Source organism: Bacillus sp. FCW2, from assembly GCF_021228595.1.
GTDB classification, from domain to species: domain Bacteria; phylum Bacillota; class Bacilli; order Bacillales; family Bacillaceae; genus Bacillus; species Bacillus velezensis.
This window is the reverse complement of sequence record NZ_CP089436.1, coordinates 2124529-2138252: the sequence shown is the minus strand read 5'-3', so window position 1 is coordinate 2138252 and position 13724 is coordinate 2124529. Positions and strand designations below refer to the sequence as shown.

15 protein-coding genes are annotated in these 13724 nt (G+C 43.3%); 3 read left to right on the top strand and 12 right to left on the bottom strand.

Features of this window, described 5'->3' with window-relative positions; translation table 11 throughout:
* Positions 1-53: 53 nt before the first annotated feature.
* Positions 54-1070 (bottom strand): FUSC family protein, encoded by a 1017-nt coding sequence (locus K3G25_RS10885; RefSeq protein WP_232489298.1) that lies wholly within the window; start codon positions 1068-1070, stop codon positions 54-56.
* A 313-nt stretch (positions 1071-1383) separates the two neighbouring features.
* Between K3G25_RS10885 and K3G25_RS10880 the strand changes: the two genes are divergently transcribed.
* Positions 1384-1938 (top strand): hypothetical protein, encoded by a 555-nt coding sequence (locus tag K3G25_RS10880; RefSeq protein ID WP_021494650.1) that lies wholly within the window; start codon positions 1384-1386, stop codon positions 1936-1938.
* Between the two features lie 58 nt (positions 1939-1996).
* The gene (locus K3G25_RS10875) at positions 1997-2158 is read left to right on the top strand and encodes a hypothetical protein (protein ID WP_004393168.1); all 162 of its coding nucleotides are present in this window, start codon (positions 1997-1999) and stop codon (positions 2156-2158) included.
* Positions 2159-2482: 324 nt separating this feature from the next.
* On the opposite strand, the gene K3G25_RS10870 is transcribed toward K3G25_RS10875, so the two are convergent.
* From K3G25_RS10870 to K3G25_RS10850, 6 genes are all read right to left on the bottom strand, one after another.
* Positions 2483-4360: a hypothetical protein gene (locus tag K3G25_RS10870; RefSeq protein WP_029973004.1), complete on the bottom strand. Its 1878-nt coding sequence runs from the start codon at positions 4358-4360 to the stop codon at positions 2483-2485.
* 474 nt (positions 4361-4834) lie between these two features.
* Complete coding sequence (gene rlmH / locus K3G25_RS10865) at positions 4835-5314, bottom strand: 23S rRNA (pseudouridine(1915)-N(3))-methyltransferase RlmH (RefSeq protein ID WP_029973005.1); 480 nt, start codon at positions 5312-5314, stop codon at positions 4835-4837.
* Positions 5315-5394: 80 nt separating this feature from the next.
* A complete protein-coding gene (locus K3G25_RS10860) occupies positions 5395-5565 on the bottom strand; it encodes a CxxH/CxxC protein (protein ID WP_004393147.1) in 171 nt (56 codons plus the stop codon).
* Positions 5566-5718: 153 nt separating this feature from the next.
* A complete protein-coding gene (locus tag K3G25_RS20740; RefSeq protein ID WP_260564669.1) occupies positions 5719-5847 on the bottom strand; it encodes a hypothetical protein in 129 nt (42 codons plus the stop codon).
* A gap of 289 nt (positions 5848-6136) precedes the next feature.
* Complete coding sequence (locus K3G25_RS10855; RefSeq protein WP_121984301.1) at positions 6137-7300, bottom strand: hypothetical protein; 1164 nt, start codon at positions 7298-7300, stop codon at positions 6137-6139.
* Between the two features lie 10 nt (positions 7301-7310).
* A complete protein-coding gene (locus tag K3G25_RS10850) occupies positions 7311-8060 on the bottom strand; it encodes a YiiX/YebB-like N1pC/P60 family cysteine hydrolase (protein ID WP_029973009.1) in 750 nt (249 codons plus the stop codon).
* Positions 8061-8243: 183 nt separating this feature from the next.
* On the opposite strand from K3G25_RS10850, the gene K3G25_RS10845 reads away from it, so the two are divergent.
* Positions 8244-9224, top strand: a complete 981-nt coding sequence (locus tag K3G25_RS10845) for an aldo/keto reductase (protein WP_123117543.1) — start codon at positions 8244-8246, stop codon at positions 9222-9224.
* A 29-nt stretch (positions 9225-9253) separates the two neighbouring features.
* Here K3G25_RS10845 and K3G25_RS10840 read toward each other — a convergent pair whose 3' ends face one another.
* The 5 genes from K3G25_RS10840 to K3G25_RS10825 form a co-directional block, all read right to left on the bottom strand.
* Entirely contained in the window at positions 9254-9727 is a 474-nt protein-coding gene (locus tag K3G25_RS10840; RefSeq protein ID WP_022554029.1) for a GNAT family N-acetyltransferase, read from the bottom strand.
* A 47-nt stretch (positions 9728-9774) separates the two neighbouring features.
* On the bottom strand, positions 9775-9909 hold the full coding sequence (locus K3G25_RS20735) for a hypothetical protein (protein WP_004393139.1): 135 nt from the start codon (positions 9907-9909) through the stop codon (positions 9775-9777).
* Positions 9896-11011: a response regulator aspartate phosphatase gene (locus K3G25_RS10835; RefSeq protein ID WP_014419331.1), complete on the bottom strand. Its 1116-nt coding sequence runs from the start codon at positions 11009-11011 to the stop codon at positions 9896-9898. The genes K3G25_RS20735 and K3G25_RS10835 overlap by 14 nt, the downstream gene beginning before the upstream one ends.
* A 130-nt stretch (positions 11012-11141) precedes the next feature.
* The gene (rocF, locus tag K3G25_RS10830; RefSeq protein WP_007407883.1) at positions 11142-12032 is read right to left on the bottom strand and encodes an arginase; all 891 of its coding nucleotides are present in this window, start codon (positions 12030-12032) and stop codon (positions 11142-11144) included.
* Between the two features lie 73 nt (positions 12033-12105).
* The gene (locus K3G25_RS10825; RefSeq protein WP_021494640.1) at positions 12106-13506 is read right to left on the bottom strand and encodes an amino acid permease; all 1401 of its coding nucleotides are present in this window, start codon (positions 13504-13506) and stop codon (positions 12106-12108) included.
* Positions 13507-13724: the final 218 nt, after the last annotated feature.

Below are 13724 nucleotides of genomic sequence, written 5' to 3'. Positions count from 1 at the left end.
TTACCTGATCATATCTGCATCTGTATATCCGTATTCTTTATTTCCAGAAAACATTACAAACGCTTCAGCAATTTCTTCGTTTCTAAAAAAAAAGAGTCTTTATAGACCTTATGACCGGGCGGCGGGTGCGACAGCATGTCGGAGCGGAGAGATTCCAATAACATGTTCTGTTCCTTCAGTTTCCGATTGTCTGTTTCACCCTGCTGTATGCCTTTAAAACCCGCAAAGTATTCACTTAACACTTGTAAATCATTCCCCAGCTCCCTTTTGTCACTTGAAGATAAAGCTCCTTCTTTTTCCCATTCTTTTAACGTTTTCACTATATTTGACAGATACTCAAATCCGGCGTTCAACTTTTGCATCTCTATTTGATAGCTTGAAATGATGTTTTTATGTTTTTTTCTGACGGGGTTGAATTTTAAGCTGTCAGAGGCTGTTTGCAGCATCTCTTTTGCCGTATGCAGCTCCCGCAGAAGATTGTTCATTTTATATTCCATAAGGTTCCCCTTTCCTTGTCCCCACTCTGATTGAACCCATTTGGAGAGGTCTGAAAGTGTGCCGGAAAGCTGACGAGCCAATGTTTGAAAAGAATCCGCTGCCTTTTTTGTGTAGTCCGGCGGAAAAAGAAACATATGAACCAGAATGGCGATGATGACGCCGATCACCGTATCGATGATTCGATCGAATGCATAATCTTTAGAGTTTCGTTCAAACGTAAAGACCAACAAAATGGTGAGCGCTACCTGATGTAAAACCGTTACATCTATTCGCAACCACTTCGCAATGTAAGTACCGCCTAACAGGAACAGCCCCAGCATCCAGCCATTCATTGGCAAGTGACTGACAAGATAGGACGTTAACATGATCCCAATCGCAGTTCCCGCAATACGATGAAAAGAAAAGCGAATCGACTGATCTATCGTTGGCTGCAAACATAAGATAACAGATAGCGGCGCTAAATAGGGATGCTCAGAGCCCGCCAGTTTTGCCGCTTCCCAAGAAACCGCAGATGCAATCGCCATCTTCCAAACCAAAGATGTTTTGTTTTGAATTTTTTCACTTTTCATCATACGCCCCCTCCTTTCAGAAACCTTTTCCACTAGGTTTCCGTGACGGAAAGGGATTTATACTGTCGTGTGGAAAATGCGAAAAGAAGCTGTTGTTTGCAATAAAGGTGCTTCTCTGGGCTCTTCTGGTTTCTTCCCTCCTTGATAACTTCGCATCAGATATGAACCCTACTCTCCTATGACTTTCGAAGGGAAACATACAAACCTTGTTGGTTAATGTGATGAAATTGGGTGAATTTTTTATCATTTTATATGGTAAGGGTTTAAGATGCAGATTGCCTTTGTTAGTATGGCAACCAAAGGAGGAGGATCAATTATGCAAAGCAAAATGAAGCTAACCGCAGTGAAACTGGCAGCCTTGGTATTCCTAGCAGGTGCCTTTGCCCTCCCGGTTTTCCCCCATGCTGCGGCTGCCGCAGAATCCCAAGCTACATACAAAGTTGAGAACCTCAACGACAGTGAGCTGAAGATGACGTTCCATCATGCAGATGTTCATATTGACGCTAAAGGCAAGGCAACCCTAAAAGACAACATAACGGGCGAGGAGCAGGCTCTTCCGAAAAGCTCTACTGACAAAAATGGTGACCCCGTTACACTGAAATATGAAAAAATCAAAAATGGCGTTTTAGTCAAAGTCGTAAACAAAGACGCTGGAAAAACGAGCGGTTCAATCAGCACCCAATCAGTCGGGAAATGTATTTTAGGTACTGGCGGTGGTGCGGTAACTGGCGGCGGCACACTGGGTCTCGCAGGAGCTGCTGTAGGAACAGTTACAATACCCGGCATCGGAACAGTAGGAGCGGGTGCCGTTGGAGCAATTACCGGCGCTGTTGGCGGTGCAATGACAGGAGCTGCCGCATCTTGCTTTTAACCATGAAGAAAAAGGGGCCCGCGCCCCTTTCTTTTACTAACTATGGAAGGTGGTCGACATGTACAAAATCATCATTCCTTCAATACTAGCCATCTTCATTCTCTGGATTCTCTTACAAATTTCGCTGGAGATAAGCATCGTTAAGAATCCATTGAATTATTTTATCGTATTCATTGTCTTCTTTCTCTTTATTAAGATGGTGAAAGAGAAGCAACAGTAGGTTGCTTCTTTTACCATGTGTAGAAAATAAATCCATATCTTAATGAATTGTATAAGCAGAAACCAGATTTAAATATATAAAAAGTCTATTCTAGACGCTCTATATATATTTATTCGAATTTAATTTTAGGCAGGCATTTATTTATGATACGATTCACAGGAATGTATCTAAATGAGGTTTTATTAGTTTACGATAAGTTCTCCCCTTTTTGAATCCTTGAGTTAATCCCCATCCACCATTTTGACTTTCTTTTACTGATAATTTGGGCATCTGTGAAACCCTAACTACTACTAAGTATATTCTTTAAATCCGCAATCAAATATTTTATCTCAATCTATTCAGTATTCCCTTTTCCTTAGTAATTTCTAACTGCTGTTCTCTTAATTCTTTATTTAAGGTAGATACATTTATGTCCTTCATCAAAATAAAAAGCTCCCTTATAGCTGAATCTTTTATTTGCATTATAGGGGTATCAACATTATGCCTTTTCATTTCAACAGCATTTTTAACTCTTTTTATATATTCAAACTGCTCTTCAAATAACCATATGTCAGAATAGGGGAAAGTACCTATTCCTAAAAGGGTTTCTTTCATTATATGAACATTGTACTTTAGATTATTATAGTTCCATTCAAGCAACTTAGCTAATAAGAGTTTTAAGTAGTATTTTACTTTTAGCAATTCATCTATATCTTTAGTTCTCTTTAACAAATCAGTTAATTTTCCTGCAACAATAAGACACGCAAAGTAAATAGATTTGTTGTTAAAATCAATTAAGAAATACATTAACCTTTCTTTTTTTTCTTCCTTTATCAATTCTATTAGTAGTGCACTTAAAGGAATTCCCGACATTGATAATTCACCATCGTACTGGTCCCTGATATCCCCCGCTACTCTATTCCATTGTGGATTTATTTTTTGAGGAATAAAGTAATGGTGAGAAGAATGAAGATCGATTAACATCATCCTTATATCTTCAAAGTACTCAGTTATATTATTGGAATAGTAATGCTTACTAGAAGACAAATCGCTCTTCTTATTTAGGATCTTATAGTAATCTACAAAGAATCTCCCGTAAATTCCCCTAACACTCAATAATTCACCCCTCAATTTTCCAAGTCGTGTGTAAGATAGATCGTTATTTAAAAGAAGAAAACAATACTCCATACTTAATTTCATAGCTGTCTTTATTTCTATGTATTGTGTTGAAGTTATTTCATCTTTAGAAATTGTTATGAGATCTATAATTTCCTTAAAATGATTTCCAATTTCATATGAAAAAATCACTGTTTCATTTTTAATAAAAACACTTAACATCCTGTTATATTGATACAGAGCTTCAAATTTTTTTGTTTTCTTTACTAATTCACTAATACAATTAGACCACAAAGAGATGATATCGGATTTGTTCATCATCTCCGTATGATTTTCCTGTATTTCTTTTCCGTAATTCTTCAATGAAAGATCTGTTATCTTTTCAAAAACCTTTAAATTCATTTTATATTCTATATCATCACGCCAGATTCTTTCTACTGTATCGTTAACTAATTCAAATAGATTGTTAGACAGTTCATAAGTTGGGTCAAAAGATTTCTTTGCATACTTTTTTATAATTTTTCTATTTTCCAAGTAATATAGTGCGATAATCTTGTTTCTCGTTAACTGTGGAAAATTAGTATAAGTAATAACTTTTAGAATTAAAATTGTTATTGCTATCATTGAAGATAGAAATAAGAAGACAATACTCTCTGAATCAGGCTTAGTCATCATCAGGTATAAATTTATAAATAAAAGAACAAATATGAATGGTGTTAATAATAGAATATTGCTTAGTATCGAATTTGAAAAAGCTACGCTATAAATTGAAGTTCCCAACATCTTTTCTTTCTTTATATTTGAGATAAGAGAAAACAGCGAAAGAATTAAAAAAGTTATACTTATTTGGGCTATTACAAGTCTGGTATTTATTTCAGAATTAGTTACAGGTATGTAAGACAATATTTTCTGCAGAAAATCAAAGTTTATAATTTTTGTTAATTGGAGGACTAATCCAACATATGTTATTAAGATGATATTTTCTAGTATTTTGAATATAAACATCATCCAATTATATAATACAAATCTTATCTTTAAATCTAAATAATTTTTTCCTCTTATTAAAGAGTGCTTAATTCCTTTAATTCTATGTTTGAATTTCTTCAATATTAATCACCCTTTACATAATCCTGAATTTAAAGCTATGTTTAAAATTTCTTTCTCATACAATGAGTACCCATTGGTATTGAAATGTTGATCACATATTAATTCTACGAAGTTCAACATCTATGGGAGTAAATTAGCCGAAATAAAAGCTAAGTTTGGTTCTTATGAAATTTGATAAAATTTTTTAAGTTCTGTTGTTATCCAAAGGAATACTGACTAAACGACCTAAAGCATTTGCTGGCGGGCTCCCGACGCCTTTATAAAACAGCTACTCAGTAGTTAATTGATAAGATTCACATTAAAACAAAAATCAAACTCAAGTTCAATATTGAACCTGAATTTGATTTTACTAATTGTAAACATTTTGAAAAAATATACTTGTTCACTTATTGTATCGTGAAACGGATAATGAAAACAAACTTTAGTACCTCTTCTAATAATGGGTTATTACCTTATCTACAACAATATTTCCCTCTACTTATGATAAGGCTCCCCACGATTAATCCGAAAAGCCCGATAAACCTGCTCCACTAAAATCAGCCGCATAAGCTGATGAGGAAATGTCATTTTTGAGAATGACAGCTTGTCGTCTGCGCGTTTCATGACGGCGTCGCTTAGGCCGAGTGAGCCGCCGATGACGAAGGTGATTTTGCTTTTTCCATAAGTCGCCAGCTTATCTATTGTATCGGCCAGTTCTTCGGATGTTTTCATTTTTCCTTCGATGGCGAGGGCGATGACGTGGGTGTCCGGGCTGATTTTGGCCAGGATGCGATCGCCTTCTTTGTCTTTGACGATTTTCATGTCTTGGTCGCTCAGGTTTTCCGGCGCTTTTTCGTCCGGGAGTTCAATGATGTCGATTTTTGCGTAGGCTGAGAGTCGTTTTTTGTATTCTTCAATGCCTTGCTTGAGGTATTTTTCTTTTAGTTTTCCGATGGTCACTATATTGATATTCACAGGTCATCCCCACTTTAGAAACAAGTTATTCATATATATTGTCCACAATTGTGGATATCTTTTCTGTATTTTGTGTAGGATCATTCGTTCCCTACTAGATATGTTGCAGTGTCCCCACATAATTCACAGGCTGTGGATAAACTGTTAGTATGTTCGATTTTTCTGATTTCGGGCGGAAGCTCATGATCATCTATGTACATGTCCAGCACGGTTTCGATATGTTCTTCACAAGAATAATAAGCGGTTTTCATTGTTACATCCTCCGATTTTCTTTTGCGCGCGGCAATTGTTCTCTTTTCAATATAACCTATTTATACACATGTTAGTAGTGCTTCGGGCTGAGTTTTATCCACAATTCGGCAAATCACGCGCAAAAAGAGCCGGTGTTTTCAGCATCCGGCTCTTTACGTGTTTTCTCTTTTTTCTAAGCGAAGGACGAACAGAATTCCTAATAGACACGCCAGCAGCGTACGGCATACATCTATCCAGTCCATCTTTCCGTCATTTAAAAACGCGGCAAGCTTTTTCTTCATCGGCTCCCTCCTAAATTCCTCTATCTCTATGTTCGGTGGGCTTTTCTCTTGTTATATAGCCTTATCATGAGGGTCACAACGATATATACAATCATAATCAATGCCCCGTTACTCACATCAGGGTATCCAATCAACATATTCATTATGACAAAAACAATGGTTATACAAATGACGGACAACAATAAGAAGATACTGAATGATTTCAAATGAACACCTTCTTTCCCGCAGTAACGTTTCATTATAAAAAGCTTACCAAAAGCGGCAAGCTCTTCCGAAATGTTTATACTCTTCAAAACCCACCCATCACCTGCACATCATACAGCTTGAGATGGCTTTTCGGCGTGACAATGTTTTTTAAGTTTGGGATGGTTCGGTCGTTCAGTTTTTTGCCCGTTTTCAGGTCGAAGGATTCGATTTTGGCGGGCTTTTTATAGCTGTACGTGAACAGATACAGCTTTCCGTTTTGATGGGTCAGCTCCTTGAAGTCGGCTTTCATTCGGGATGCGGGGAGGGTGAAGGCTTTTTTGCTTTTTCCGGTCTCAGGGTTGATGCGGTAGACGGTTCCGAAGCCGTCAACGAAATAGAAGCTGCGCCGCTCCATGAAAAAGCTTTTTTTGAAGCTGAACGGCATGGAGTCATAGATCGTCTGTTCGTCATTTTTATAAGCGGCGATGTCATACGTTTTGATGGCGCCGCTGTTTTTCATGACTTTCACCATTTGGTAGATGTGATCGGCTTTTTCCCCTCTGGTGACAAAGCAGACGGCGCTGTCGTCCGCGGCGAGCTGGGATTCGACAGACGTGCCTTCTTTGTACGTCCATGTCGCGATTGATTTTGTATGGAGCTTTTCTTTAGCGGCCTGAATGTCTTGGATGTGATAGCCTTTTTCGTCATCTGTCGGCGTGAGCGCGAAAAGATGATCTTTAAAAAAGCCTGAAGCGCGGATATAGTGCGGGATGACGTCTTGCTTCCACTTGCCGTCAATCTGGCGGTACAGCTCTGAGCGGTAGCTGCCGCCGCTCTTGTCGTAGCCCGAATTATACAGCGTGTAAAAGCCTTTCGCCCGCTCGATATATCCCGCGCTGTCTCCCGTATGCTGGTACGCTCTTTTATACGTGTGAAGGCCGCCCTGAACGGTGTAGATTCCTTTTTTGTCCTCCAGCAGCACGCTGCCGTCATGCACTTTGGCCGATCCGAGCTCAAGCCCCTTCATGTGATAAGAAGAGAGCCGCCCTTTTTCATCGGCGAAGAGGGCGTAGCTTTTTCCGCCGCCGAACGTGTCTTGGTCAGCCGCAGTGGAGAAATACAGCAGCGCCTCTTTATCTTTCAGAAAATCAGGGTCATTTAATGTGTCTCTCGCAACCTCCGCAGGATCTTCCGTGCGGAAATAGAAGAAGCATAAGACCGCTGCGGCGGCGATGATCACTAAGAGTATCCAGATGATTTTTTTCACGTTGTACTCCTTAGTGAATGGTCAGAATCGTGGCCGTGTAGGACGAACTTGTGATGTCGCGCGGGTATACGCCTAAGCCGCCGTTAGAGTCGATATCAATCCCGGCTTTTAAGAGGAATGCCGACCACAGCAGTTTTGAGCAGTTTTTGGCGCCTTCATGGCCCGTATTTCTGTTATTGACGAAGTTGAAGGAGTACTCATCACCGACTCTTGATACAGCCCAGTCAGCGGCGGCTTGTTTTTGGGCGTCGGTGACTTTTACGGTCTGGACGATTGAATTGTCTTCGACTTCTCTGCCGTTATAAGCAATCTGGCGGACGCCGTCTCCCGGCACGGATTCGACAATTTTATCAGCGGATGAATACATGCCGACATGCCCGTGGTTGTAATAAGCCGTGTATGAGTTCGTGTAATAAATATTGCCTTTTGTGCTTTTCGGAAGTTTTTTGGTTCCTGACGATCCGCCCATCGCAGAGATCCCTTCTTTGGAAGCGATTACATTTCCTTGCACCTTGTCTGCCGTGATTTCTTGATGAAACTGCTTGAGAATTGCTTCTGTTGAAACGTGCTTCTGTTTGGCAAGCTCTTTGGCGGATTGGAGAACGTCTTGGGGAGTCGTGCCCTGCTGAAGCTCTGCGATTTCTTTTGCGTAGCGGGCTGTTTCTGTTTCTTTCGCTTTTACATTCATACCGGAGAACGACAGAACCATGGTGAATGACAGGGCAAACGGGAGGACGGCTTTGAACAGCTTTTTACACATCATGACTTCGCCTCTTTTCTTTGAGTATAATTTTTCCACATTTGTATTATATGACGGAATTGCGATAAAAAAATATACAATTTACAGATTTTTAAAAATTTTATAACAATATGTAAATCTTATGCATAAAACATTTTCAAATATCAGGAAATCCGGTTATCATACAAGAAAGGGGGAGGACATATGAAGGACAGAACGATCGGTTCGATGCGGGTTTCCGCAATGGGGTTAGGGTGCATGGGCATGTCGGAATACTATGGCAGCCAGAGTGAGGAAGAGTCGATTTCCACACTGCATCATGCCGTTCATCTCGGCGTGAATTTGTTTGATACGGCTGATCAATATGGATTGGGTGCGAATGAAGAACTTGTCGGCAGAGCGCTCGCCCCATTCAGAAAGGAGCTGTGCCTCGCGACGAAATTCGGTTATGTCCGAAGCGAAAAGGGTGAGTTTATCGAAATCAACGGCCGGCCCGATTATGTGAAAAAAGCGTGTGACGCCAGTCTGAAACGTCTCGGGACGGATTATATCGACCTTTACTATCTGCACCGGGTTGATCCGCGGGTGCCGATTGAAGAAACTGTCGGCGCCATGAAGGAGCTGATAGACGAAGGAAAGGTGAGGTATATCGGATTGTCAGAGGCTTCCGCAGAAACGATCAGGCGCGCCGTCCGCATTCATCCGATTGCCGCGCTTCAATCGGAATATTCTTTATGGAGCAGGGAAGCGGAGGAGCATGTGCTGCCCGCCTGCCGTGAGCTCGGCATCTCTTTTGTGCCTTACAGTCCGCTCGGCAGAGGTTTTCTTTCCGGAAAGATGACGTCGACCGATCAGCTGGATGCCGATGATTACAGAAGAAGAACGCCGAGATTCCAGGGAGACAATTTGGCGGTGAATATAGGGCTAGTCCAAAAACTTACCGCCATTGCCCGGGAAATGAATATCACCGCGCCTCAGCTTGCGCTCGCATGGGTTCTCGCAAACGGCGATGACCTCATTCCGATTCCGGGCACAAAAAAGAAACACTACTTGGAAGAGAACCTCGCCGCTCTCGACATTGTGCTTCCCGAGGATGTGAAGGCGCGTTTGGATGAGATGTTTCCGATCGGCACCGCGGCCGGCGAGCGTTATCCGGAACACATGATGACATTGTTAGATGAATAACAAAAGAGGCCCAGCGTGCGGGCCCCTTTTCACGACAGCTTTTTGCTCATGATGACATCCGTCTCCAGAAATCCCGTCTTCTCATACAGCTTCCGCGCCGTTTCGTTATGAGCGAACACATGGAGAGAAATCTTGCGGACACCCAGGTCTTTGGCTTTGTCCTCCAGCCTTGCGAGTGCCTCTTTTGCATAGCCTTTGCCGCGGAAAGGCGGATGAAGGCCGAAATCATAAATAAATGCGTCCTGCTGCGGGTGGTCCGGATCGGCGTGAAGCCACAGCCAGCCGGCATTTTCCTTTCCGTCCAATGTCAGCGTCCATAAATAGTGATCGGCCGTCTCCAAGCCGTCAGGAAGCAGGTCTTCAAACGCCAGCTCCGCTAATTCCGGCGCTTCGTCAGGCAGCCATGTTCCCGCTTTTACCTTTTCTTCAGCGTAATGCTTGGTTGAATGGGCGAGATAGGACTGAAATTCTTGTCCTGTCATCGGCTGCAGCGTGATAGCCATTGAATCACTCCTTACAAAACACGGACTGAAAGCGGTATCATGCAGTATTATCCGAAGGCTCCGTTTTCCGCCGGTTTTATGATTTGGTCGGCTTGTGCCGTTGAACCAGTTTGCGCAAATAATCCAATCGAAATGAGACTTGCCAAGGCTGCTGAGAGTACAATGAATTTACATGTTTTCATTACGAATCCCCTCCGTTAATCTCAAAATTTGGTCATTGGCATCAATTGATTCCTGAAAATACTTCGCCGCCAGTTTGTAATTCTCCTGTTTTTTAAAATGCGCCGCGGCTTGATACGACAAATCGGAAACGTCACTCCACAGCTCTTTCCTTCTTAACTCGGCGAAAGCTGATTCAAGCGATTCTTCACTCTGGTCAATAAAGACATGCTGTAAGATGCGCAGCTTTTGGGTGTATACGGGCTCGTTTTTTTCTTCAGCGGCATTCAGCGCTTTATGCAGCCAAAACCGGCCCTCATCCATCTGTTCCTGTTTCAATAACACTCTGGCCAGCATGTACAGACTCCGCACCGAATATGCTGATTGCAAATGCTCCTTTTGATCGAGAGCCGTTTCAAACTCGACCCGCGCCTCCTCAAGCTTTTCCTGTCTTTCATAGCAAATGCCTGCGTTAAAGTGGGCGAGCGCCTCAATATGCGGATCGCCCGCTTTGGCGGCTTGATGAACCGCCGTCTGCAGGAGCTCTTCGGCTTTCTGGTAGTGAAACAAGTCCATTCTGTTACAGCCGATCACCATTAAACACTGTGCTTCTCTGACCGCGTACATTTCATTGGCTTTGTAGATCTCCAACGCTTTTTCCGCGTGGTTCATCGCAAAGTAGTTTTGGCGGATTTCATAGTAGGCAATCGCCACTTGATAATTAAACTCGGCTCTTTCAATCTCATTCGGTATGTGCCGGAGCCTGCTTTCAGCAATCCGGTAAAAATTAATGGCGTTCATAAACCGTTTACGGTAAAACTCGTGCATTCCGGAAAAGAAATAATAATAGTATTGAATCATCTGGTCTGTTTTTTCTTTATCGGCGTTCAGCTGGATCGTTTTTAAAATGCCGTCTGTTTTCTCATACTCTTCCATTAAAAGCTTATAGCGGGAATCAATTAAATTAAAATAAAGGAGCACCGTTTGATTTTGTGTCATATTTTGCAGATCCGTAAGCAGTTGTTCTCTTAACGCCTCAGCCGATTCGGTGTTGTGCTTTTTGATTTCCTCATACCAGTCACTGATTTTTTTCGCAACTGTTTCGTGGGCCATCACTTCAGCCATCTGTCAGGACACCTCCCTTTCCCATTTTGTGTAATAAATATATCATATTTACAGGTCTAAAAAGAGGGTGACAGCCCGCTAGTTTCCTCGTGGCAACAAAAAAACCCCCGCAAGTGCGGAGGCGCATATTTTATAGTAGTTTTTTTCCTAACAAAGATTCTACCAGCTCGACCGCTGTTTTGCCGGTTTTGTTTTTGTGATCGAGGATCGGGTTGACTTCGACAAATTCAGCTGAAGTGATGATGTCGGCATCATACAGCATTTCCATTGCCAAGTGGCTTTCACGGTAGCTGATGCCGCCGACGACAGGCGTGCCTACGCCGGGTGCGTCGCTCGGATCAAGGCCGTCGAGGTCAAGGCTGAGGTGAACGCCGTCACAGTCTGACAAGTAGTCAATGGTTTCTTCAATGACCTTTGTCATGCCGAGGCGGTCAATCTCATGCATCGTATAGACCTTCATGCCTGTTTCCTTAATGTATTCACGCTCGCCTTCATCAAGCGATCTCGCGCCGATGATGACGACGTTCTCCGGCTTGATTTTCGGGGCATACCCGCCCAGGTTCACCAATGTGTCGTGCCCGACGCCGAGGCTGACGGCCAGCGGCATTCCGTGAATATTGCCTGACGGCGATGTTTCCAGGGTGTTTAAGTCGCCGTGCGCGTCGTACCAGATGACGCCGAGCTGTTTATAGTGCTTTGCCGTTCCTGTCAGCGTTCCGATCGCGATGCTGTGATCGCCGCCCAAGACGAGAGGGAACCGCTCATTCTCAATGACGCTGTCCACCTTTTGGGCGAGCTGCTCGTTCCCCGAGAGCACAGAGTTCAGATTTTTCAGCTCTTCATCATTTTTGAGTTTTTCACGATTGACGGGGATGTCGCCTAAGTCTTCCACCGCATACCCCATGTCAGATAACCGTTCAATGAGATGCGCGTAGCGGATGGCGCTCGGGCCCATGTCCACTCCGCGTCGTGCTTGTCCTAAATCCATCGGCATTCCAATAACTGAGATATTCTTGTTCATCCGTTTTTCCACCTCAACATGTTGTATGTTGTCCTGTGCGGGTTTCTCAAAGATGACTTGGACACGAAAAGATTTAAAGCTCTATCTGTTTTTCTGACTGCTTATGCTTTTTTACATACAGATGATAGACGATAACGCACACCGCCATGAACGGAATGCCGCAATAAAGGGCGAGCCGCTGTTCTGAATCAAATGCGAGGCTGATCAGAACAACCGTGTTTAACGTCAGCCCGATAATAGGCAGCACCGGGTACAGCGGTGTTTTAAACTTCAGGTCTTCCACTTTGCCGCCTTCGCGGATGTATTTCCGTCTGAACATCAGCTGTGACAGGGAAATCGTAATCCAGCCGACCTGCGCGCTTAGTCCGGCTAATGATAAGAGAAACATATAAACGGTTTCCGGCGCTGCTACTTTAGACAGCAGTGACAGGCAGGCGACGGCCAGCGTCACGATCAGAGCGTTCATCGGCACCCCGCGTTTATTTGTTTTGCCGAGCGATTTAAAGGCTTGTCCTTCGTTCGCCATGGCATATAAGATACGCGTCGATGCAAACAGGCCTGAGTTGGCCACTGAGAGCAGCGCAATTAAGATAACAAAGTTCATAATATCGGCGGCATATGGAATACCGATTTGTTCAAATACCACGACAAACGGGCTTTCGACCACTCCCGCCTGCTTCCACGGAATCATGCCGGCAATGACGATGATGGAGAGAACGAAAAAGACAAGCGTTCTCCATACCGTCTGCCGGATAGAGCGCGGAATCGTTTTCTCGGGATTTTCACTTTCTCCCGCGGCAACCCCGATCAGCTCCGTTCCCTGGAACGCGAAGTTTACGGTAATCATCGTAATAAGCATAGCCTTAATGCCGTTCGGAAACAATCCATCCTCATAAAAATGGGAGAAGAAAGGAGCCTGCTCGCCGTGTTTCATGTCAATCAGGCCGAACATGGCGGCGCCGCCCAAAATAATAAACAGCAGAATGACTACAATTTTAATGCCGGAAAACCAAAATTCCGACTCAGCGAACGCTTTTGTGGTAATGGCGTTCAAAAGAAACATCAGTCCGACAAACACGAGGCACCACACCCATACGGGAACATGCGGAAACCAGCGGAGCATCAATTGTCCCGCAGATAAAAACTCAATGGCGCATGTCACCGCCCAGCCGAGCCAGTACAGCCAGCCGAATGCGAAACCGAAAGCGGGGCTGATGAATTTGGTTGCGTACGTCTGAAACGACCCTGATACGGGAAGGGCAACCGCTAGCTCGCCTAAGCAGAGCATTGTCAAAAACATAATAAAACCGCCGACCAGATAAGACAGAACCGCGCCCAGCGGTCCCGCCTGGTTAATTGTAAATCCGGTACTCAGGAAAAACCCGGTGCCGATCACTCCGCCTAATGAAATCATAAACAAATGGCGTGATTTCATTGTGCGCTGAAGCTGATTCTCTTTTTGATTTGTATTCACTATTCTGCACCCCTTCAGCAACTTGTATTGGAACCAAGCCGGTGCTTTGAAACCGATTTGCTGTCCAAAGAGCCTCTATTTGTATATGAATGTTATATGAAATTCATTTTCGTACATAAAGATACATTATACTAAAATACTGTCGCCGCGCAAATAGAGTGTGCTGAATTTTTTATTTGTAAATTCCATACAAGCCGAGGGAAAGCATTGCCGCATCA

Excerpts from the sequence above, each read along its gene's own strand:
- K3G25_RS10860 (WP_004393147.1), bottom strand. The coding sequence starts at position 5,565 with ATGAAAACCGCTTATTATTCTTGTGAAGAACATATCGAAACCGTGCTG.
- K3G25_RS10875 (WP_004393168.1), top strand. The coding sequence starts at position 1,997 with ATGTACAAAATCATCATTCCTTCAATACTAGCCATCTTCATTCTCTGG.
- K3G25_RS10840 (WP_022554029.1), bottom strand. The coding sequence starts at position 9,727 with ATGGCTATCACGCTGCAGCCGATGACAGGACAAGAATTTCAGTCCTAT.
- K3G25_RS10880 (WP_021494650.1), top strand. The coding sequence starts at position 1,384 with ATGCAAAGCAAAATGAAGCTAACCGCAGTGAAACTGGCAGCCTTGGTA.
- K3G25_RS10850 (WP_029973009.1), bottom strand. The coding sequence starts at position 8,060 with ATGTGTAAAAAGCTGTTCAAAGCCGTCCTCCCGTTTGCCCTGTCATTC.
- rocF (WP_007407883.1), bottom strand. The coding sequence starts at position 12,032 with ATGAACAAGAATATCTCAGTTATTGGAATGCCGATGGATTTAGGACAA.
- K3G25_RS10845 (WP_123117543.1), top strand. The coding sequence starts at position 8,244 with ATGAAGGACAGAACGATCGGTTCGATGCGGGTTTCCGCAATGGGGTTA.
- K3G25_RS20740 (WP_260564669.1), bottom strand. The coding sequence starts at position 5,847 with ATGAAGAAAAAGCTTGCCGCGTTTTTAAATGACGGAAAGATGGACTGG.
- K3G25_RS10835 (WP_014419331.1), bottom strand. The coding sequence starts at position 11,011 with ATGGCTGAAGTGATGGCCCACGAAACAGTTGCGAAAAAAATCAGTGAC.
- K3G25_RS20735 (WP_004393139.1), bottom strand. The coding sequence starts at position 9,909 with ATGAAAACATGTAAATTCATTGTACTCTCAGCAGCCTTGGCAAGTCTC.
- K3G25_RS10885 (WP_232489298.1), bottom strand. The coding sequence starts at position 1,070 with ATGATGAAAAGTGAAAAAATTCAAAACAAAACATCTTTGGTTTGGAAG.